Genomic DNA, 17301 nt, shown 5'->3' with positions numbered 1-17301 from the left:
CGAGTATACGGGGTCACCAGCGCTTTGCGCAAGCACCCCGTGGAATCAGGCGAAGGCCGCGCGCGTCCACGCCATGATCAGGTTCGCGAAGACACCCAGGACCAGCAAGGCGATGGCGTTGGCGGCGAACACGAAGCGCAGCGCGCCGTCGGCATGCACGACGGCAAGATCGCGTTCCGGTTCATCGAAGAACATCACCTTGATGACGCGCAGGTAGTAGAAGGCACCGATCACCGCCATCACCACGCCGGCGATCGCCAGCCACAGCAGGTTGGCCTCGACGGCGGCACGGATGGCCTCCAGCTTGGCCCAGAAGCCGAGCAGCGGCGGCAGGCCGGCGAGCGAGGCCATGACGATCAGGATCAGGGTGGCGTGGAAGGGGCTCTTCTGCCACAGGCCCTTGTAATCGGCGATCGATTCCGCCTCGAAGCCTTGGCGCGACATCAGGATGATGGCGCCGAAGGCCGCAGCCGCCGAGACGGCGTAGCTGATGGCGTAGAACATCGCCGCGGAATAGCCGGTCGGGCCGGCATTGGCCAGGGCCATGAACAGGAAGCCCACGTGCGAAATCGTCGAGTAGGCCAGCATGCGCTTCAGGTTGGTCTGCGCCAGTGCGAGCAGGTTGCCGATCACCAGCGACAGCAGGGCCAGCCACGCCACCATCTGCGACCACTCCGCGGAGGTCGCGCCAAGGCCGGACTCGAGCAGGCGGTAGGCGAACCCGAAAGCCGCGATCTTCGGCACCGAGCCGATGAAAAGCGTGATGGCCGTGGGCGCGCCCTGGTAGACGTCGGGCACCCACATATGGAAAGGCGCGGCGCCGAACTTGAACGACACGCCGACCAGCACGAAGACCACGCCGAACAGGAGCAGGCTGCGGTCGCTGCTGCTCGCGGCCGCCTGGTGCACCGCGTTGAGGTCGAGGCTGCCGGTCGCGCCGTAGATCATCGACATGCCGTACAGCAGCAGGCCCGAAGCCAACGCACCGAGCACGAAGTACTTCATGGCCGCTTCGGACGAGACCTTGTTGTCCCGGTCCATGGCCACGAGGCCGTAGGAACTGAGGGCCAACATCTCGAGGCCGAGGTACAGCGTCACCATGTTCCCGGCCGACACCATCACCATCATGCCGAGCAATGCGAACAGGACGATGGCGTAGAACTCGCCGGCCATCAGGCCGCGCTCGGTCAGGTACGGGCGCGCGTAAGCCAGCGCAAGACCGGTGGTAAAGCACATGGCGACCTTGAGCACGTCGGCCAGGGTATCGCGGACGAACATTCCGCCAAAGGCCGAGATCGGGTCGCCAGCGAGACCGCGACCGATCAACAATGCGGTCACGAGCAGGGAAAGCAGCGCGAGGAAGTGGATCAGGCCTCGGCGCCTGGCGTCGACGAAGAGGTCGGCCAACAACAGGCCGAAGGCCGCAACGCACAGCACGATCTCAGGGAGGATCGGCACCAGGTCAGCGCCGGTCGGGAGGGGCATTACGCCGGGAAGGGTCATCATCAGGTCTCCGTCACGGCGTCACGAGCTTCGTGGACGACAGCTGGGACACGAGCTGCACCACGGAAGCGTCCATCAGGTCGGTCAAGGGCTTCGGGTAGACGCCGAGCAGCAGCACGCCGACGGCGAACAGGCCAAGCACCCACGCCTCACGGGCGTTGATCTCGGTGAGTTCGGCCACGTGGCTGTTGGCGACGTCGCCGAACAGGATCCGCTTGACCATCCACAGGGTGTAGGCGGCGCCGAGGATCAGCGTGGTGGCCGCGATGAAGCCGACCCAAGGCTTGGCCTGGAACGCGGCAAGAATGACCATGAACTCGCCGACGAAGCCCGAGGTGCCCGGCAGGCCGGCATTGGCCATCGCGAACAGCACGAAGAAGCCGCCGAACCACGGCATCACGTTCATCACGCCGCCGTAATCCCTGATCATGCGGGTGTGCATGCGGTCGTAGAGCACGCCGACGCAGGTGAACATCGCGCCCGAGACGAAGCCGTGCGAGATCATCTGCACCATGGCGCCCTGCAGGCCAAGCTCGGCCGCGTCCTGGCGGACGTCCCCGCCGCGCATCAGGCCGAAGGCGATGAAGATGCCCAGCGTCACGAAGCCCATGTGGGCGATCGATGAGTAGGCGATCAGCTTCTTCATGTCCTCCTGCACCAGCGCCACCAGGCCGATGTAGGCCACGGCGACCAGCGAGAAGGCGATCACCAGCCAGGCCCACTCGGCGCCGGCGTCGGGGACGATCGGCAGGGTGAACCGGATGAAGCCGTAGCCGCCGATCTTCAGCATGATGGCCGCCAGCACCACGGAGCCCGCGGTCGGCGCTTCCACATGCGCGTCCGGCAGCCAGGTGTGCACCGGGAACATCGGAATCTTCACCGCGAACGCGGCGAAGAAGGCGAAGAAAAGCCAGGTCTGCTCGGTGGCCGACAGCTGCAGCGTGTAGAGGTCGGCGAGCTGGAAGCTGCCGCCCTTCACGTACAGGTAGAGCAGGCCGACCAGCATGAACACCGAGCCGAGGAACGTGTAGAGGAAGAACTTCAGGCTGGCATAGACGCGGTTCGCGCCACCCCAGACGCCGATCACGATGAACATCGGGATCAGCATCGCCTCGAAGAACACGTAGAACAGGATCGCATCCTGCGCGGCGAACACGCCGATCATCAGGCTCTCGAGCACCAGGAACGCGGCGTAGTACTGGTGCACGCGGCGGTCCACCGAACCCCACGCCCCCATCAACACCAAGACGCTGGTGATCGTGGTGAGGAGGATCAGCGCCACGGCGATGCCGTCGACGCCGAGGTGGTAGTAGATGTCGAAGGCCGGCAGCCACTCGCGCTTCTCGACGAACTGCATCGAAGCCGAGCTCGCGTCGAAGCCGGTGTAGAGCGGAATGCTCAACGCGAGCGTCGCCAGCGCGACGAGCAGCGCGAACCACTTGGCCTGCGTGCCGCGCGATTCACCGAAGTAGAGCGTGGCCAAGCCACCCAGGAGGGGCAGCCAGATCAGGGCGCTCAGCAGGGGAAAACCATCCATCAGGGCGTCCTTGGTCGGTTCAGGCAGCGGTCCAGCGACCGACCAGCCACATCAGGGCGATCAGGCCGAGGATCATCGCGAAGGCGTAGTGGTAGAGGTAACCGGACTGCACGTGGCGGCTGACGGCGGCTACGCGGTCGATCACCCACGCTGACCCGTTCACCAGCGCACCGTCGATGAGGCCGCGGTCGCCGCGTTTCCAGGCCACCTGGCCCAGCTTCACGCCGCCATCGGCGAAGCCGTTGATCCACAGGTGGTCCATCCAGTACTTGGCCTCGAGCACTTTGACCAGCGGCGCCAGCGCCTGGCGGATCTTGCCGCTGAGGCCCGGACGCAGCAGGTAGAGGAAGGTGGCCAACGCAAAACCGCCCAGCATCAGCCAGAACGGCAGCGCGACAAAGCCATGCGAGCCGAAGCCCACCGCGCCATGGCCGAAGTACTTGCAGCCAACGTAGCCGAGCACGTCCGGCGTCAGCGAGACGCCCGAGCCATGTTCGGCCTCTTCAGCGGCCGCGATCGCCTTGCAGTCCGCCGGGGCAGCCACCGCGGGCTCGAAGCTGACCTGCGACGGGAGGCCCGACAGCGGGTCCGGCGCGCGCGGCACGTACTGGTAGATGGCGCCCTCGAAGAAGGGCGTGACGTCCTTCTGGCCCGACAGGTCCTTGCCGAAGAGCATCGGACCGACGGTGAGGAAGCCGACGACGATCGAGGGGATGGCCAGCAGCACCAGGGGCACCGTGACGACCCACGGCGACTCGTGCGGCTCGACCGGACCATGGTGGCCATGGTCGTCGTGCGCGCCGTGGTGGTCGTCGTGGTGGTCATCGGCATGTGCGTGCCGGAAGCGCTCCTCGCCGTGGAAGGTCAGGTAGAACAGGCGGAAGCTGTAGAAGCTGGTGACGAACACGCCGGCCAGCACGGCGAAGATGGCGTACTGGTTGACCCAGCTGCCGCCCTCGCCCGCCGCACGCACGGCCTCGATGATGCTGTCCTTCGAGTAGAAGCCCGAGAAGAACGGGAAGCCAACGAGGGCGAGCGTTCCGATCAGCGACGTCCAGTAGGTGATCGGCATGTACTTGCGCAGGCCGCCCATCTTCCGCATGTCCTGCTCGTGGTGCATGCCGATGATCACGCTGCCGGCCGCGAGGAACAGCAGTGCCTTGAAGAAGGCATGCGTCATCAGGTGGAACACGGCGGCACCGTAGGCCGACACCCCCAGCGCCACGGTCATGTAGCCGAGCTGCGACAGCGTCGAATAGGCAACGACGCGCTTGATGTCGTTCTGCACCATGCCGATCAGGCCGGTGAAGAGCGCCGTGGTCGCGCCGACGAACAGGATGAACTGCAGGGCCGAGGGTGCGAGTTCGAACACCGGCGACATGCGGCTGACCATGAAGATGCCGGCGGTCACCATCGTCGCGGCATGGATCAGCGCCGAAATCGGGGTCGGACCTTCCATCGAGTCCGGCAGCCACACGTGCAGCGGCACCTGCGCCGACTTGCCCATCGCACCGATGAACAGGCAGATGCCGATGAAGGTCATCGCGTCGATGTTCCACGCCGGCACCTGCAGGCCGAGCAGGCTGAATTCGTTCCAGAACGTCAGCACCTGGCCCGGGCCGCTGGTGACCTGCGCGAACACCGTCGCGTAGTCCAGCGAGCCGTAGTAGTACAGCACCGCCGCGATGCCGAGCAGGAAGCCGAAGTCGCCGACGCGGTTGACGATGAACGCCTTCATGTTGGCGAACACGGCCGTCGGACGCTTGTACCAAAAGCCGATCAGCAGGTACGAGACCAGGCCCACCGCCTCCCAGCCGAAGAACAGCTGCAGGAAGTTGTTGCTCATCACGAGCATCAACATCGAGAAGGTGAACAGCGAGATGTAGCTGAAGAAACGCTGGTAGCCCTCGTCCTCGGCCATGTAGCCGATGGTGTAGATGTGCACCAGCAGCGAAACGAAGGTGACGACCACCATCATCATGGCCGTCAGGCGGTCGACCATGAAGCCGATGTGCGCCGAGTAGCCGCCGATGTCGAAAAAGGTGTAGAGGTTCTGGTTGTACGGGTCGGCACCGCCGAACCAGAGCTGCCACAGCACCTGGATGGAGAGCGCGCAGCTCAGCGCGACGCCGGCGATGGTGACGGTGTGCGCGCCGGCACGGCCGACCTGGCGGCCGAACAGGCCGGCCACGATCGAGCCGAAAAGCGGCGCGAGCGCGATCAGCAGCAGGACGTTCGTGGAAAGGGTGTGTTCCATGTCAGCCCTTCATCGCGTCGAGTTCGGCCACGTTGATCGTCCGCTTGTTGCGGAACAGCGTGACGAGGATGGCGAGGCCGATGGCCGCTTCGGCGGCGGCGACCGTCAGGATGAAGAACACGAACACCTGGCCGTGGACGTCACCGAGGAACCGGGAGAAAGCCACGAAGTTGATGTTCACCGCCAGCAGCATCAGCTCGATGCACATCAGCAGGACGATGACGTTCTTGCGGTTGATGATGATGCCGGCGACCGACAGCGCGAACAGGATCGCGCCGAGCGTCAGGAAATGGCCGAGGGTGATCATGCCTCGCCCTCCTCGCGGCGGACTTCGGCCGCCATCTTGATCACGCGCACGCGATCCTCCTTGCGGACCGCCGACTGCTTGGCCGGGTCCTGGTGGCGGGCGCCCGGACGGCGCCGCAGGGTCAGCATCACGGCCGCGAGGATGGCCACGGTGAGCAGGACGGCAGCGACCTCGAACGGGAACAGGTAGCCCGAGAACAGGGCGCGCCCGATCCACTCGAGGTTCGAGCACGGCTCGAACGCGGCGGCGCCGGCAGCCGCGCAGTCCACCGCCGCCGCGGGATCGGCGCTCGGGAAGGCCACGTTGCGCTTGCCGGTAGTCACGCCGAGCAGGACCAGCATCTGCACAAACATCAGGCCCGCGACGGTCGCCGCCACGGGCAGGTAGCGCGCGAAACCCTCGCGGAGCGGCGCGGTGTTGATGTCGAGCATCATCACCACGAACAGGAACAGCACCATCACCGCGCCGACGTAGACGAGCACGAGGGCCACGCCGAGGAACTCGGCCTGCAGCAGCAGGAACAGGCAGGCGGTGGAGAAGAACGTCAGCACGAGGCAGAGCACCGCGTGCACGGGGTTCTTGAAGAGGATGACGCCGAGGGCCGAAGCCACCGCCATCGCGGCGAAGAGGTAGAACGCGATCAGTTCCATGCCCTGTCCTCAGCGATAAGCCGAATCGGCGGCGCGGCGTTCGGCGATTTCCGCCTCGAACCGGTCTCCGATCGCCAACAATTGCGGCTTCGTCACCACGTTTTCGCCGCGCTTCTCGAAGTGGTACTCGTGGATGTGCGTCTCGACGATGGAATCGACCGGGCAGCTCTCCTCGCAGAAGCCGCAGAAGATGCACTTGAAGAGGTCGATGTCGTAGCGGGTCGTGCGGCGGGTACCGTCGGCGCGCACGTCGGAGTCGATGGTGATGGCCAGCGCCGGGCACACCGCTTCGCACAGCTTGCAGGCGATGCAGCGCTCCTCGCCGTTCGGGTAGCGGCGCAGGGCGTGCAGGCCGCGGAAGCGCGGCGACTGCGGGAACTTCTCGTAGGGGTAGTTGACCGTGTACTTCGGCTTGAACATGTACACGAGGGTCAGCCACATGCCCCGGAGGAGTTCCAGGAGCAGCAGGCTCTTCAAGTAAGCGATCGCGCGATTCATGGGTTGGCTTCTGCCCTGCCCTTACTGGCCGATCTCGAACCAGCCGGCGTAGGCCATGGCGGCCACGACGAAGGTCCAGACGATGGTGATGGGAATAAACACCTTCCAGCCCAGGCGCATGATCTGGTCATAGCGGTAACGCGGGAACGTCGCGCGGAACCACACGAAGCTGAAGGCGAACAGGAAGGCCTTGATGAAGAGCCACCACGGGCCAGAAGCGCCGAGGACCGGCACCGATTCCGGGAACGGCGACAGCCAGCCGCCGAGGAAGAACAGCGCCGCGAGGAAGCTGATCAGGATCATGTTCGCGTATTCGGCGAGGAAGAAGATCGCGAACGCGGACCCCGAGTACTCGACGTGGAAACCGGCGACGATCTCCGACTCGCCTTCGGCGACGTCGAAGGGTGCGCGGTTGGTTTCGGCCACGCCAGAGATGAAATAGATGACGAAGAGCGGCAGTAGCGGCAGCCAGAACCACTCGAACAGGCCGGCATCGCCCTTCTGCGCGTGGACGATCTCCGTCAGGTTCATGGTGCCGGCGGCGACCAGCACACCGACGAGCGCAAAGCCCATCGCGATCTCGTAGCTCACCACCTGCGCGGCCGAACGCAGCGCGCCGAGAAAGGCGTACTTCGAGTTCGAGGCCCAGCCGCCGATGATCACGCCGTAGACGCCCATCGACGTGAGCGCAAGCAGCACGAGAAGGCCGGCATCGACGTCGGCGATGACGAGACCGTCGCCGAACGGCATCACCGCCCACGCCGCGAAAGCGGGGGCCAGCGCGATCAGCGGGGCGAGGCGGTGCAGGAAGGCGTTTGCGCTCGAGGGCACGATGCTCTCCTTGAAGAGCATCTTGAACACGTCGGCGAAGGCCTGGATGACGCCGAGGCCCGGCACCAGCTGGCCGATGAACACCGGCCCGTGGCGCACGTGCATCCAGCCGATCACCTTGCGCTCGAGCAGCGTGTAGAACGCCACGGCCACCGTGAGCGAGACCATCAGCGGCACGATCTTGACGAGCATCCAGGCCACCGAACCGGCGGCACCGAACTCCAGCAGGAAGTCGCGCAGGGGAGCAAACAGATCCATCAGGCACCCGCCTTGGTGATCGTCAGTGCGCCATGGGCTGCGAGCGGCGCCGTGGCCGGATAGCAGGACTCGACCCAGGCCGTGCCCTTGGCGACTCGCGCATTGACGCGGACCGGCAGGGCCGCGTGGCCGTTGGCATCGGCGACCTTGGCGATCGCACCGTCGGCGAGGCCGAGGTCGGCCGCGTCCTCCGGATGCAGCTCGACGCCCTGCCCCTTCGTCAGCGGATGGGCATTGAGGGCTTCCGAGCGGCGCAGCTGCGCATCGAGGCGATAGACCGGCGAGGTGGCGAGACGCTCGATGCCGGCCAAAGTGGCAGCGGCCGAGAGGCCCGCACCCGAGGCGACCGCATTCGGCGCCATCGACTCGCGCAGCGCGCCGAGATCCATGTGGCCGAAGCCCGCGACGCCGATCGCATCCCCGAGCGCGCGCAACACGCGCCAGCCCGGACGGGCCTCACCGCGCGGCTTACCGCCGGCGCTGGTGAACTGCACGCGGCCGTCAAGATTGGTGTAGCTGCCTTCCGTTTCCGCGGCGGCGGCGATCGGCAGGATCAGGTCGGCGACCTGCTTCAGCGAGTCGCTCGCGTAGACCGAGAACGCGACAACCTTGGCGGCCGACAGGGTCTTCAGGGCCGCCGTCGCGTCGGCGAAGTCGTAGGCCGGCTCGACGTTGTAGAGCACGTATCCGGCCTTGGCCTTGGCGAGCTGCGCGCCGGCGTCCTGGCCACCGGCCGGCAGCACGCCGTGCTGGGCCAGGCCGAGGGCGTTGGCGCCCTGCGGGATGCGGTTCACGGCAACGCCCGTCGCCTGCGCGATGGCGCGTGCGGCAGCGCGCAGGTGCGAGGCGTTGGCGTGGGTTTCGGCGATCTCGCCGAGCACGATGGCGCCGGCCTTGGCGTTCTTCAGCGCTTCGGCGATGCCACCGAGCGCGGCGTCGTCAATGGCGGCGGCGATGCCGCCCGGCAACGTCGCGCCGACCTTCGCGGCAAGCGCGGCAAGCACGCCCGGCAGCCTGGACGGGGCGACGATGGCCTTGCCGGCGAGCGCGTGCGCGACCGGGAAGTCGACCGGATTGATCGCGAAGACCTTCGCGCCCTTCTTGGTCGCCTTGAGCAGGCGCTGGTGCAGCAAAGGCACTTCGTGACGCAGATGGGTGCCGACCAGCAGCACGACGTCGGCCGTCTCGAGGTCGGCGGCGCTGCGACCGAAGGCCTCGGCCACCGGGGCGTCGGCGAAATCGACCTGGCTCAGGCGATGGTCGATGGCCAGGGTGCCCACGCCCTTGGCAAGGCGCGCCAGCGAGGCGCCCTCTTCGTTCGACGTGGCCGGGTGCACCAGGACGCCGGTGTCGGCGCCGCTGGCCTTGAGCATGGCCGCGGCGAGGCCCATCGCCTCGTCCCAGCCGATGGCCTTCCAGCTGCCGTCGGCCTGCTTGGCGAGCGGGGTGGTGGCACGGTCTTCGCTGTACAGACCTTCGTGCGAATAGCGGTCGCGGTCCGACAACCAGCACTCGTTGACCGCCTCGTTGTCGCGCGGGACGACGCGCAAGACCTCGTTGCGGCGCACGTGCAGGAAGAGGTTGGAGCCCAGCGCGTCGTGCAGGCCGATGGACTCGCGGGCCACCAGCTCCCACGGGCGGGCCTTGAAGCGGTAGACCTTGTTGGTGAGCGCGCCGACCGGGCAGACGTCGATGACGTTGCCGGAGAGCTCGCTCATCAGCGGCTTGCCGTCGTAGGTGCCGATCTGCAGGTTCTCGCCGCGGTACATGCCGCCGAGCTCGTACGTGCCGGCGACATCGGCGGTGAAGCGGACGCAGCGCGTGCAGTGGATGCAGCGCGTCATCTCGGTCGCGACCAGCGGACCCAGGTCCTCGTCGGCCACGACGCGCTTGCGCTCGACGTAGCGGCTGACCGAGCGGCCGTAGCCCATCGAGACGTCCTGCAGCTCGCACTCGCCGCCCTGGTCGCAGATCGGGCAATCGAGCGGGTGGTTCACCAGGAGGAATTCCATGACGTTGCGCTGCGCGTCGAGCGCGCGCTTCGTCTGGGTGGTGACCTTCATGCCTTCCATCACCGGCGTGGCGCAGGCCGGGGCCGGCTTCGGCATCTTCTCGACGTCGACCAGGCACATGCGGCAGTTGGCCGCGATCGGCAGCTTCTTGTGGTAGCAGAAGCGCGGGATCGCGATGCCGGCGTTGTCCGCCGCCTGGATGATCATCGAACCCTTCGGCGCCTGCATCGGCACGCCGTCGATCTCGATGTTCACCACGTCAGTGGCGGGGGCGGTGGGCGTGGCGGCGCTCATGCGGCCTTCTCCGTGACGACGCCAGCCGCCTGGTCGTCGACCAGGAAGCGCTTGTTGACGATGGCGTACTCGAACTCGCTCCAGAACTGGCGCAGGAAGCCCTGCACCGGCCACGCGGCGGCTTCACCGAAGGCGCAGATGGTGTGGCCTTCGATCTGCCCGGCGGCGGCCTTCAGCATCTGCAGGTCGTCGAGCGTCGCCTTGTGTTCGACGATGCGGGTCAGCATGCGGTACATCCAGCCCGTGCCCTCGCGGCAGGGCGTGCACTGGCCGCAGCTTTCCTTGAAGTAGAAGCGCGCGATGCGGTGGCAGGCGCGCACCATGCAGGTGGTCTCGTCCATCACCACGACGGCGCCCGAGCCGAGGCCGGAGCCGGCCTTCTGGATGCTGTCGTAGTCCATCGTCAGGCCGAGCATCACGTCGCCCGGCAGCACCGGCATCGACGAACCGCCCGGGATGACGGCCTTCAGCTTGCGACCGCCCCGGACGCCACCCGCCATCTCGAGCAGGTCCTTGAAGGGCGTGCCGAGGCGGATCTCGAAGTTGCCCGGCCTGGCCACGTGGCCGGAGACCGAGAAGATCTTCGGGCCGCCGTTGTTCGGCTTGCCGAGGCCCAGGAACCACTCCGCGCCGTTGCGGATGATGGCCGGCACCGAGGCGTAGGTTTCGGTATTGTTGATCGTGGTCGGACGGCCGTAGAGGCCGAAGTTGGCCGGGAACGGCGGCTTGTAGCGCGGCTGGCCCTTCTTGCCCTCGAGCGATTCCATCAGCGCGGTTTCTTCGCCGCAGATGTAGGCGCCGGCACCCAGCGCCGAATAGACATCGACGTCGATGCCGCTGCCCTGCACGTTCTTGCCGAGCCAGCCGTTGGCGTAGGCTTCCTTCAGCGCTTCCTCGAAGTGCTCGAAGGGCTCGTGGTGGAACTCGCCGCGCATGTAGTTGTACGCGACCGTCGAGCCGGTGGCGTAGCAGGCGATGGCGAGGCCTTCGATCACCGCATGCGGGTTGTAGCGCAGGATGTCGCGATCCTTGCAGGTTCCTGGCTCGGACTCGTCCGAGTTGCAGAGGATGTACTTTTGTCCCGGCGCGTTGCGCGGCATGAAGCTCCACTTCAGGCCGGTGGGGAAGCCGGCGCCGCCGCGACCGCGAAGCGCGCTCTGCTTGACCTGCTCGATGATCTGCTCGGGCGGGATCTTCTCGGCGAGGATCTTGCGCCACGCGGCGTAGCCGCCGACCTTGAGGTAGTTGTCGTACGACCACGGCTTGTCGAAATGCAGCGTGGTGTAGACGACCTGGTGCTCCTGCGGCGCGGGGCCGACGGGACCGGAGGCATGGGAGGCGCTGTGTGCCATGGCGGGACTCACTTCAGCTCGTCGAGCAGGGCGTCGATCGACGCCGGGGTCAGCTTCTCGTGGTAGTGGCCGTTGATGACCATCATCGGCGCGCCGGCGCAGGCGGCGAGGCATTCTTCCTCGACCTTCAGCCAGACGCGGCCATCGGCGGTGGACTCACCGTTCTTGATGCCGAGCTTCTTCTCGCAGTGGCGGACGACATCCTCGGCACCGTTGAGCCAGCAGCTGATGTTGGTGCAGACGGCGACGACATTGCGGCCGACGGGCTCGAGCGCGAACATCGAGTAGAAACTCGCGACCTCATAGGCCCAGACCGGCGGGATGCCGATGTACTTGGCGACGGCGGCGATCAGCTCGTCGGTCAAGAAGCCCTGGTTCTGCTCCTGCGCGGCGATGAGCGCCTGAATGACGGCGCTGCGGCGGCGGTCGGCCGGGAAGCGCGCCAGCCACTCCTCGATGCGGGCGCGGGTGGCATCCGACAGCGCGACCATCGGGTCGACGTGCTGGCAGGCCTCGAAATTGCCCGTGGCTTTCATCGGTCGATTTCTCCGAACACGACGTCGTAGGTGCCGATCATGGCGACGACGTCCGACAGCATGTGGCCCTTGACGATGGCGTCCATCGAGCTCAGGTGGGCGAAGCCCGGGGCGCGCAATTTCAGGCGGAACGGCTTGTTCGCGCCATCGGAGACGAGGTACGCGCCGAACTCGCCCTTCGGCGCCTCGACCGCGGAATAGACCTCGCCCGCGGGCAGCGAATAGCCCTCGGTGAACAGCTTGAAGTGGTGGATGAGGGCTTCCATGTCGCCCTTCATCAGCTCGCGCTTCGGCGGCGCGACCTTGTAGTTGTCGACCATGACCGGGCCGGGGTTGGCGCGCAGCCAGGCCACGGCCTGCTTGATGATCCGGGCCGACTGGCGCATTTCCTCGACACGAACGAGGTAGCGGTCGTAGCAGTCGCCGTTCACGCCCACCGGGATGTCGAAATCGACGTCGGCATACGACGCATAGGGCTGCTTCTTGCGCAGGTCCCAGGCGATGCCCGAGCCACGCAACATCGGGCCGGTCATGCCCCAGGCCAGCGCCTGCTCCGGCGTGACGATGCCGATGTTGACCGTGCGCTGCTTCCAGATGCGGTTGTCGGTGAGCAGCGTCTCGTACTCGTCGACGCGCTTCGGGAAGTCATCGGCGAAGGCGTCTAGGAAGTCGAGCATCGAGCCTTCGCGCCACTCGTTGATGCGCTTGAGTTCCTTGCCCTTGCGCCACGGCGACTCGGCGTACTTCGGCATCGTGTCCGGCAGGTCGCGGTACACGCCGCCCGGGCGGTAGTAGGCGGCGTGCATGCGCGCACCCGACACCGCCTCGTAGCAGTCCATCAGCTCCTCGCGCTCGCGGAAGGCGTAGAGGAACATCGCCATCGCGCCGAGGTCGAGGCCGTTGGTGCCGACCCACATCAGGTGGTTGAGGATGCGGGTGATCTCGTCGAACAGCGTACGGATCATCTTGGCGCGCGGCGTTGGCTCGATGCCGGCGAGGCGCTCGATGGCCATCACGTACGCGTGCTCGTTGCACATCATCGAGACGTAGTCGAGGCGATCCATGTAGCCGATCGACTGGTTGTACGGCTTCGATTCGGCGAGTTTCTCCGTGCCGCGGTGCAGGAGGCCGACGTGCGGGTCGGCGCGACGCACGGTCTCGCCGTCCATCTCGAGCACGAGGCGCAGCACGCCGTGGGCCGCCGGATGCTGCGGCCCGAAGTTCATCGTGTAGTTGCGGATTTCCTGGGTCATGGCTCAGGCCTTCTTCGCCGCGGCTTCCGACGCCGCCTGGTGCCAACGCGAGTCCTCGCGGACCACCCTCGGCACGCCGACGCGGGGTTCGACCGAGGTCACCGGCTCGTAGACCACGCGCTGCTTCTCGGCGTCGTAGCGGACTTCGACGTTGCCGATGAGCGGGAAGTCCTTGCGGAACGGATGCCCGACGAAGCCGTAGTCGGTGAGGATGCGGCGCAGGTCCGGATGGCCCTCGTAGACGATGCCGTAGAGGTCGAACGCCTCGCGCTCGAACCAGTCCAGGCCCGGCCACACGTCGACCAGCGAGGGAACGACGGGCAGCGCGTTGTCGGTGGCGAAGGTGCGCAGGCGCAGGCGTTCGTTGTTGCGGATCGACAGGAGGTGGACCACCGAAGCGAAGCGCTTGGCCGGGCCCACGCCCTGCGGGCGGTTTTCCCAGCGGAAGCGGCCGGGGCCGTCGCCCTCGACGCCGCGCGAGAAGCCCTCGCTGCTGACGTCGGTGGTTTCCCACTCGCCTTCGCCATAGCCGAGGAAGTCGATGCCGGCGGCGTCAACGGCCTGCTCGAAATGGAAATCGGGCTCGTCGCGCAGCGCTCGGGCAACGTCATGGCAGCAGGACGGCGCGACTTCGAGCGTGGTTTCGCCGTGGGCTTCGACGATGGCGAGGGCGCGCTCGCCGAAGCGGGCGCGGAGACGTTCGGCGAGACGCGGCTTGGCTTCGGCCATGGTCGATTCTGCGTGCGTTGCGTTCAGCGGCGGCGCGCGCGTGTCAGCGCGCGATCGTATTGGTGCGGCGGATCTTCTTCATCAGCTGCAGGATGCCGTACACCAGCGCCTCGGCCGTGGGCGGACAGCCCGGCACGTAGACATCGACCGGCACCACGCGGTCGCAGCCGCGCACCACGGAATAGCTGTAGTGGTAGTAGCCACCGCCGTTGGCGCAGCTGCCCATCGAGATGACCCACTTCGGCTCGGGCATCTGGTCGTAGACCTTGCGCAGCGCCGGCGCCATCTTGTTGACCAGCGTGCCGGCCACGATCATCACGTCGGACTGGCGCGGCGAGGGGCGGAACACCACGCCGTAGCGGTCGAGGTCGAGGCGCGAGGCGCCCGCGTGCATCATCTCGACGGCGCAGCAGGCCAAGCCGAACGTCATCGGCCACAGCGAGCCGGTGCGTGCCCAGTTGACCAGCGAGTCGACCGAGGTGGTGACGAAGCCGCGCTCGAAGAGCGGGTTGTCGGATTCGGGACGCAGGAGGTCATCGACCCGGCCCAAGGGCTCGGGGTTGTGCATCACGCGCGAGACGGTCTGGATCACTCCCATTCGAGCGCACCCTTCTTCCATTCGTAGATGAAGGCGAACACCAGGATGCCGAGGAAGCCGGCCATGGCCCACAGCGCGGGCTCGCCGATGTCGCGGAACACGAGCGCCCACGGGAACACGAAGGCGATTTCGAGATCGAAGACGATGAACAGGATCGCCACGAGGTAGTAGCGCACGTCGAAAGGCATGCGCGCGTCCTCGAAGGCTTCGAAGCCGCACTCGTAGGGCGAGAGCTTTTCCGCGTCGGGACGCTTGGGGCCGAGCAGCCAGCCGCCGACGAGAAGGACCAGGCCGAGGCCGGTGGACACGATCAGGAACAGCAGGATCGGCAGGTACTCGCCCAGCATGCAGGCCCTCGGCTAGCGCCCTGGGGCGCATTGCGTCCGCGCCCCGGGCGGGGGCGCGATACAAGACTTCGATTGTTTGGTGCCCAAAGGGGGACTCGAACCCCCACGACCTAAGTCGCTACCACCTCAAGGTAGTGCGTCTACCAATTCCGCCATCTGGGCTTTAATGCTTGCTCCGTACGACTCGCGGAGCGGCGAGATTATATCAGGCCATCAGCCGCCTGACTCACCTTCCGGCACATTTTCTGCCGGCGGCGTCGCGGATTCCGGAGCCGGGGCTGCGGGCTCGGACGACACCGGGACCTCCGCCGCCGGGGCGGGCGCGACCGGCGATGCCGCGACCGGGGCGTCGGCACCCGCCTCCGGGACGACCTCGGCCATGAGGCCGACATCATCGCTGGCCGCAGGCATCAGGCGGCCGCCATGCTTGCTCGCGTACCAAGCCATGCCGAGGCTCATCGCGAAGAACACCACGGCCAGCCACTTGGTCGTCTTCGACAGGAAGTTCGCCGACCCCGACGCGCCGAACACCGTCGCCGACGCCCCTGCGCCGAAGCCGCTGCCCGCCTGCGCACCAGCGCCGCGCTGCATGAGGATCAGCACGACCATCGCGACAGCGACGAGGACGTAGATGACGGTGGCGAGAACGATCAGGTTCATGTCTTTTCAGTTCACCGCGCCGCGGCTGCGACGATGGCGAGGAAGTCGTTGGAGACCAGCGATGCACCGCCGATCAGTCCGCCATCCACATCCGGTTGCGAGAACAACTCGGCGGCGTTGGCGGCCTTCACGCTGCCGCCGTAGAGGATCGGCAGCGAGTCGGCGATTGTAGCATCGTGCGCCCGGAGTTCGCTACGCAGGAAAGCATGCGCCTCCTGGGCCTGTTCCGGCGTGGCCGTCCGGCCCGTGCCGATCGCCCAGACTGGCTCGTACGCCACCACCGCGCCGCGGAAGGCTTCGATACCGCCGCGCTTCAGCACGGCCGCCACCTGCCCCGACAACGCCCATTCGGTCTGGCCGGCTTCGCGCTGGTGGAGGCTTTCGCCGACGCACAGCACCGGCACCAGACCCGCCCGGCGAGCCGCGAGGAGCTTTTCCGCTACGAGGTCGCTCGACTCTTCATGGAACTGACGGCGCTCGGAGTGGCCGACGAGTACGTGGGTGGCGCCGATGTCCTTCAGCATGGCGCCCGACGTTTCGCCGGTGAACGCTCCGGCCTCGTGGACATCGAGGTCCTGCGCGCCAAAGCCGATCCCACGGCCGGCGAAGGCCTGGATCGACTCGGCGAGGTAGGCGATCGGCGGCATGACGAGGCACTGCACGTCCGCCGGCAGCGGCGCGCCGGCGATGGCCTGCAGCAGCGCCTTGGACGAGGCGCGCGTGCCGTTGAGCTTCCAGTTGCCGGCGACGATGCGGGGACGCATGCGGGCTTGCTCCGAGGTTCCGTGGCGCGGAAGGATAGCAGGCCGCCCGCCCGGGCCTCGATGGATCCTCGCCATGCCCGCCCCGCTGCGCACCGACCGTTTCGCCCTCGTCACCGGCGCCTCCAGCGGCATCGGCGCGGAGATCGCCCGCGAGTACGCGCGGCGCGGCAAACCGCTGGTGCTGGTGGCGCGCCGCGCCGACCGGCTGGAGGCCTTGGCCGCCGAACTGCGCCCCCACGTGCGGGTGGCGGTGATCGCCGCCGACCTCGCCGACCCGGCCGCCCCCGCCCGCCTCGTGACGGATTGCGAGACGCGGGGGCTGCGCGTGGACACGCTCGTGAACAATGCCGGCTTCGGCGTCCCGGGGCGCTACCTCGCCAAAGATTGGGCCACGCACCACGCCTCGCTGCAGGTGCTTCTGGTGGCGGTCTGTGAACTCTCCCACCGCTTCCTGCCCGCCATGGAGGCCGAGGGCCACGGCCGAATCCTCAACGTCGCGTCGCTGGCTGGCCTCGTGCCCCCGACGGCCGGCCACACGCTGTACGGCCCGACCAAGGCCTTCGTGATCCGCTTCAGCGAGACGCTGGCGAAGGAGGTCGGACCCAAAGGCGTCAACGTGACCGCCCTCTGCCCCGGCATGACCTACACCGAGTTCCACGACGTCAACGGCATGCGCGCCACGGTGGCCAAGCTGCCGAAGGGCATTTGGCTCGACGCCGCGACCGTCGCCCGACTGGGCATCGACGCGGTGGAATCGGGGAAGACCCGGCTCATCACCGGCCGGGCCAACCGCCTGATCGCCGCGCTGTCGAAGTACCTGCCGGACCGCTTGGCCGGGGCGTTGATCGCCGCGAAGGCGAAGGACTTCCGCGACGAGGGCTGAGCCCGCCCAAAGCGGAAACGACGAAGCCCCGC

The 17301-nt window shown here is 67.1% G+C and carries 17 protein-coding genes and 1 tRNA gene; 1 reads left to right on the top strand and 17 read right to left on the bottom strand.

Annotation, left to right across the window (positions count from 1 at the left end; translation table 11 throughout):
• Positions 1-45 precede the first annotated feature (45 nt).
• From nuoN to tpiA, 17 genes are all read right to left on the bottom strand, one after another.
• Positions 46-1503: an NADH-quinone oxidoreductase subunit NuoN gene (nuoN, locus tag ACYVAK_RS07535; protein ID WP_461060510.1), complete on the bottom strand. Its 1458-nt coding sequence runs from the start codon at positions 1501-1503 to the stop codon at positions 46-48.
• A 13-nt stretch (positions 1504-1516) separates the two neighbouring features.
• On the bottom strand, positions 1517-3040 hold the full coding sequence (locus tag ACYVAK_RS07530) for an NADH-quinone oxidoreductase subunit M (protein ID WP_461059524.1): 1524 nt from the start codon (positions 3038-3040) through the stop codon (positions 1517-1519).
• Positions 3041-3059: 19 nt separating this feature from the next.
• The gene (gene nuoL / locus ACYVAK_RS07525) at positions 3060-5297 is read right to left on the bottom strand and encodes an NADH-quinone oxidoreductase subunit L (protein ID WP_461059522.1); all 2238 of its coding nucleotides are present in this window, start codon (positions 5295-5297) and stop codon (positions 3060-3062) included.
• 1 nt (position 5298) lies between these two features.
• The gene (gene nuoK, locus ACYVAK_RS07520) at positions 5299-5604 is read right to left on the bottom strand and encodes an NADH-quinone oxidoreductase subunit NuoK (RefSeq protein ID WP_397595600.1); all 306 of its coding nucleotides are present in this window, start codon (positions 5602-5604) and stop codon (positions 5299-5301) included.
• On the bottom strand, positions 5601-6254 hold the full coding sequence (locus ACYVAK_RS07515; RefSeq protein WP_461059520.1) for an NADH-quinone oxidoreductase subunit J: 654 nt from the start codon (positions 6252-6254) through the stop codon (positions 5601-5603). The genes nuoK and ACYVAK_RS07515 overlap by 4 nt, the downstream gene beginning before the upstream one ends.
• A 9-nt stretch (positions 6255-6263) precedes the next feature.
• Positions 6264-6752, bottom strand: coding sequence for an NADH-quinone oxidoreductase subunit NuoI (gene nuoI / locus ACYVAK_RS07510; protein ID WP_461059518.1), 489 nt, complete (start codon positions 6750-6752; stop codon positions 6264-6266).
• 21 nt (positions 6753-6773) lie between these two features.
• Positions 6774-7841, bottom strand: coding sequence for an NADH-quinone oxidoreductase subunit NuoH (gene nuoH, locus ACYVAK_RS07505; protein WP_461059516.1), 1068 nt, complete (start codon positions 7839-7841; stop codon positions 6774-6776).
• Positions 7841-10147 (bottom strand): NADH-quinone oxidoreductase subunit NuoG, encoded by a 2307-nt coding sequence (gene nuoG, locus ACYVAK_RS07500; protein ID WP_461059514.1) that lies wholly within the window; start codon positions 10145-10147, stop codon positions 7841-7843. Before nuoG ends, nuoH begins: the two co-directional genes overlap by 1 nt.
• The gene (nuoF, locus tag ACYVAK_RS07495; RefSeq protein ID WP_461059512.1) at positions 10144-11499 is read right to left on the bottom strand and encodes an NADH-quinone oxidoreductase subunit NuoF; all 1356 of its coding nucleotides are present in this window, start codon (positions 11497-11499) and stop codon (positions 10144-10146) included. Before nuoF ends, nuoG begins: the two co-directional genes overlap by 4 nt.
• A gap of 8 nt (positions 11500-11507) precedes the next feature.
• Positions 11508-12035 carry an NADH-quinone oxidoreductase subunit NuoE gene (gene nuoE, locus ACYVAK_RS07490; protein WP_461059510.1) on the bottom strand — a complete coding sequence of 176 codons (528 nt, stop codon included), beginning with the start codon at positions 12033-12035 and terminating at the stop codon, positions 11508-11510.
• Positions 12032-13288, bottom strand: a complete 1257-nt coding sequence (locus ACYVAK_RS07485) for an NADH-quinone oxidoreductase subunit D (protein ID WP_461059508.1) — start codon at positions 13286-13288, stop codon at positions 12032-12034. Before ACYVAK_RS07485 ends, nuoE begins: the two co-directional genes overlap by 4 nt.
• 3 nt (positions 13289-13291) lie before the next feature.
• The gene (locus tag ACYVAK_RS07480; RefSeq protein WP_461059506.1) at positions 13292-14017 is read right to left on the bottom strand and encodes an NADH-quinone oxidoreductase subunit C; all 726 of its coding nucleotides are present in this window, start codon (positions 14015-14017) and stop codon (positions 13292-13294) included.
• A gap of 43 nt (positions 14018-14060) precedes the next feature.
• A complete protein-coding gene (locus ACYVAK_RS07475; RefSeq protein ID WP_297866738.1) occupies positions 14061-14615 on the bottom strand; it encodes a NuoB/complex I 20 kDa subunit family protein in 555 nt (184 codons plus the stop codon).
• Positions 14606-14962, bottom strand: coding sequence for an NADH-quinone oxidoreductase subunit A (gene ndhC, locus ACYVAK_RS07470; protein WP_461059504.1), 357 nt, complete (start codon positions 14960-14962; stop codon positions 14606-14608). The genes ACYVAK_RS07475 and ndhC overlap by 10 nt, the downstream gene beginning before the upstream one ends.
• A gap of 77 nt (positions 14963-15039) precedes the next feature.
• Positions 15040-15124, bottom strand: a tRNA-Leu gene (locus tag ACYVAK_RS07465).
• 51 nt (positions 15125-15175) lie between these two features.
• Positions 15176-15622 carry a preprotein translocase subunit SecG gene (gene secG / locus ACYVAK_RS07460; RefSeq protein WP_461059502.1) on the bottom strand — a complete coding sequence of 149 codons (447 nt, stop codon included), beginning with the start codon at positions 15620-15622 and terminating at the stop codon, positions 15176-15178.
• Between the two features lie 11 nt (positions 15623-15633).
• Positions 15634-16386 (bottom strand): triose-phosphate isomerase, encoded by a 753-nt coding sequence (gene tpiA / locus ACYVAK_RS07455; RefSeq protein ID WP_461059500.1) that lies wholly within the window; start codon positions 16384-16386, stop codon positions 15634-15636.
• A gap of 73 nt (positions 16387-16459) precedes the next feature.
• On the opposite strand from tpiA, the gene ACYVAK_RS07450 reads away from it, so the two are divergent.
• On the top strand, positions 16460-17269 hold the full coding sequence (locus ACYVAK_RS07450; RefSeq protein ID WP_461059498.1) for an SDR family NAD(P)-dependent oxidoreductase: 810 nt from the start codon (positions 16460-16462) through the stop codon (positions 17267-17269).
• The last annotated feature ends 32 nt before the right edge of the window (positions 17270-17301 follow it).

It is taken from the genome of Silanimonas algicola (genome assembly GCF_054777375.1).
This window is presented reverse-complemented; position numbering and strand designations above follow the sequence as displayed.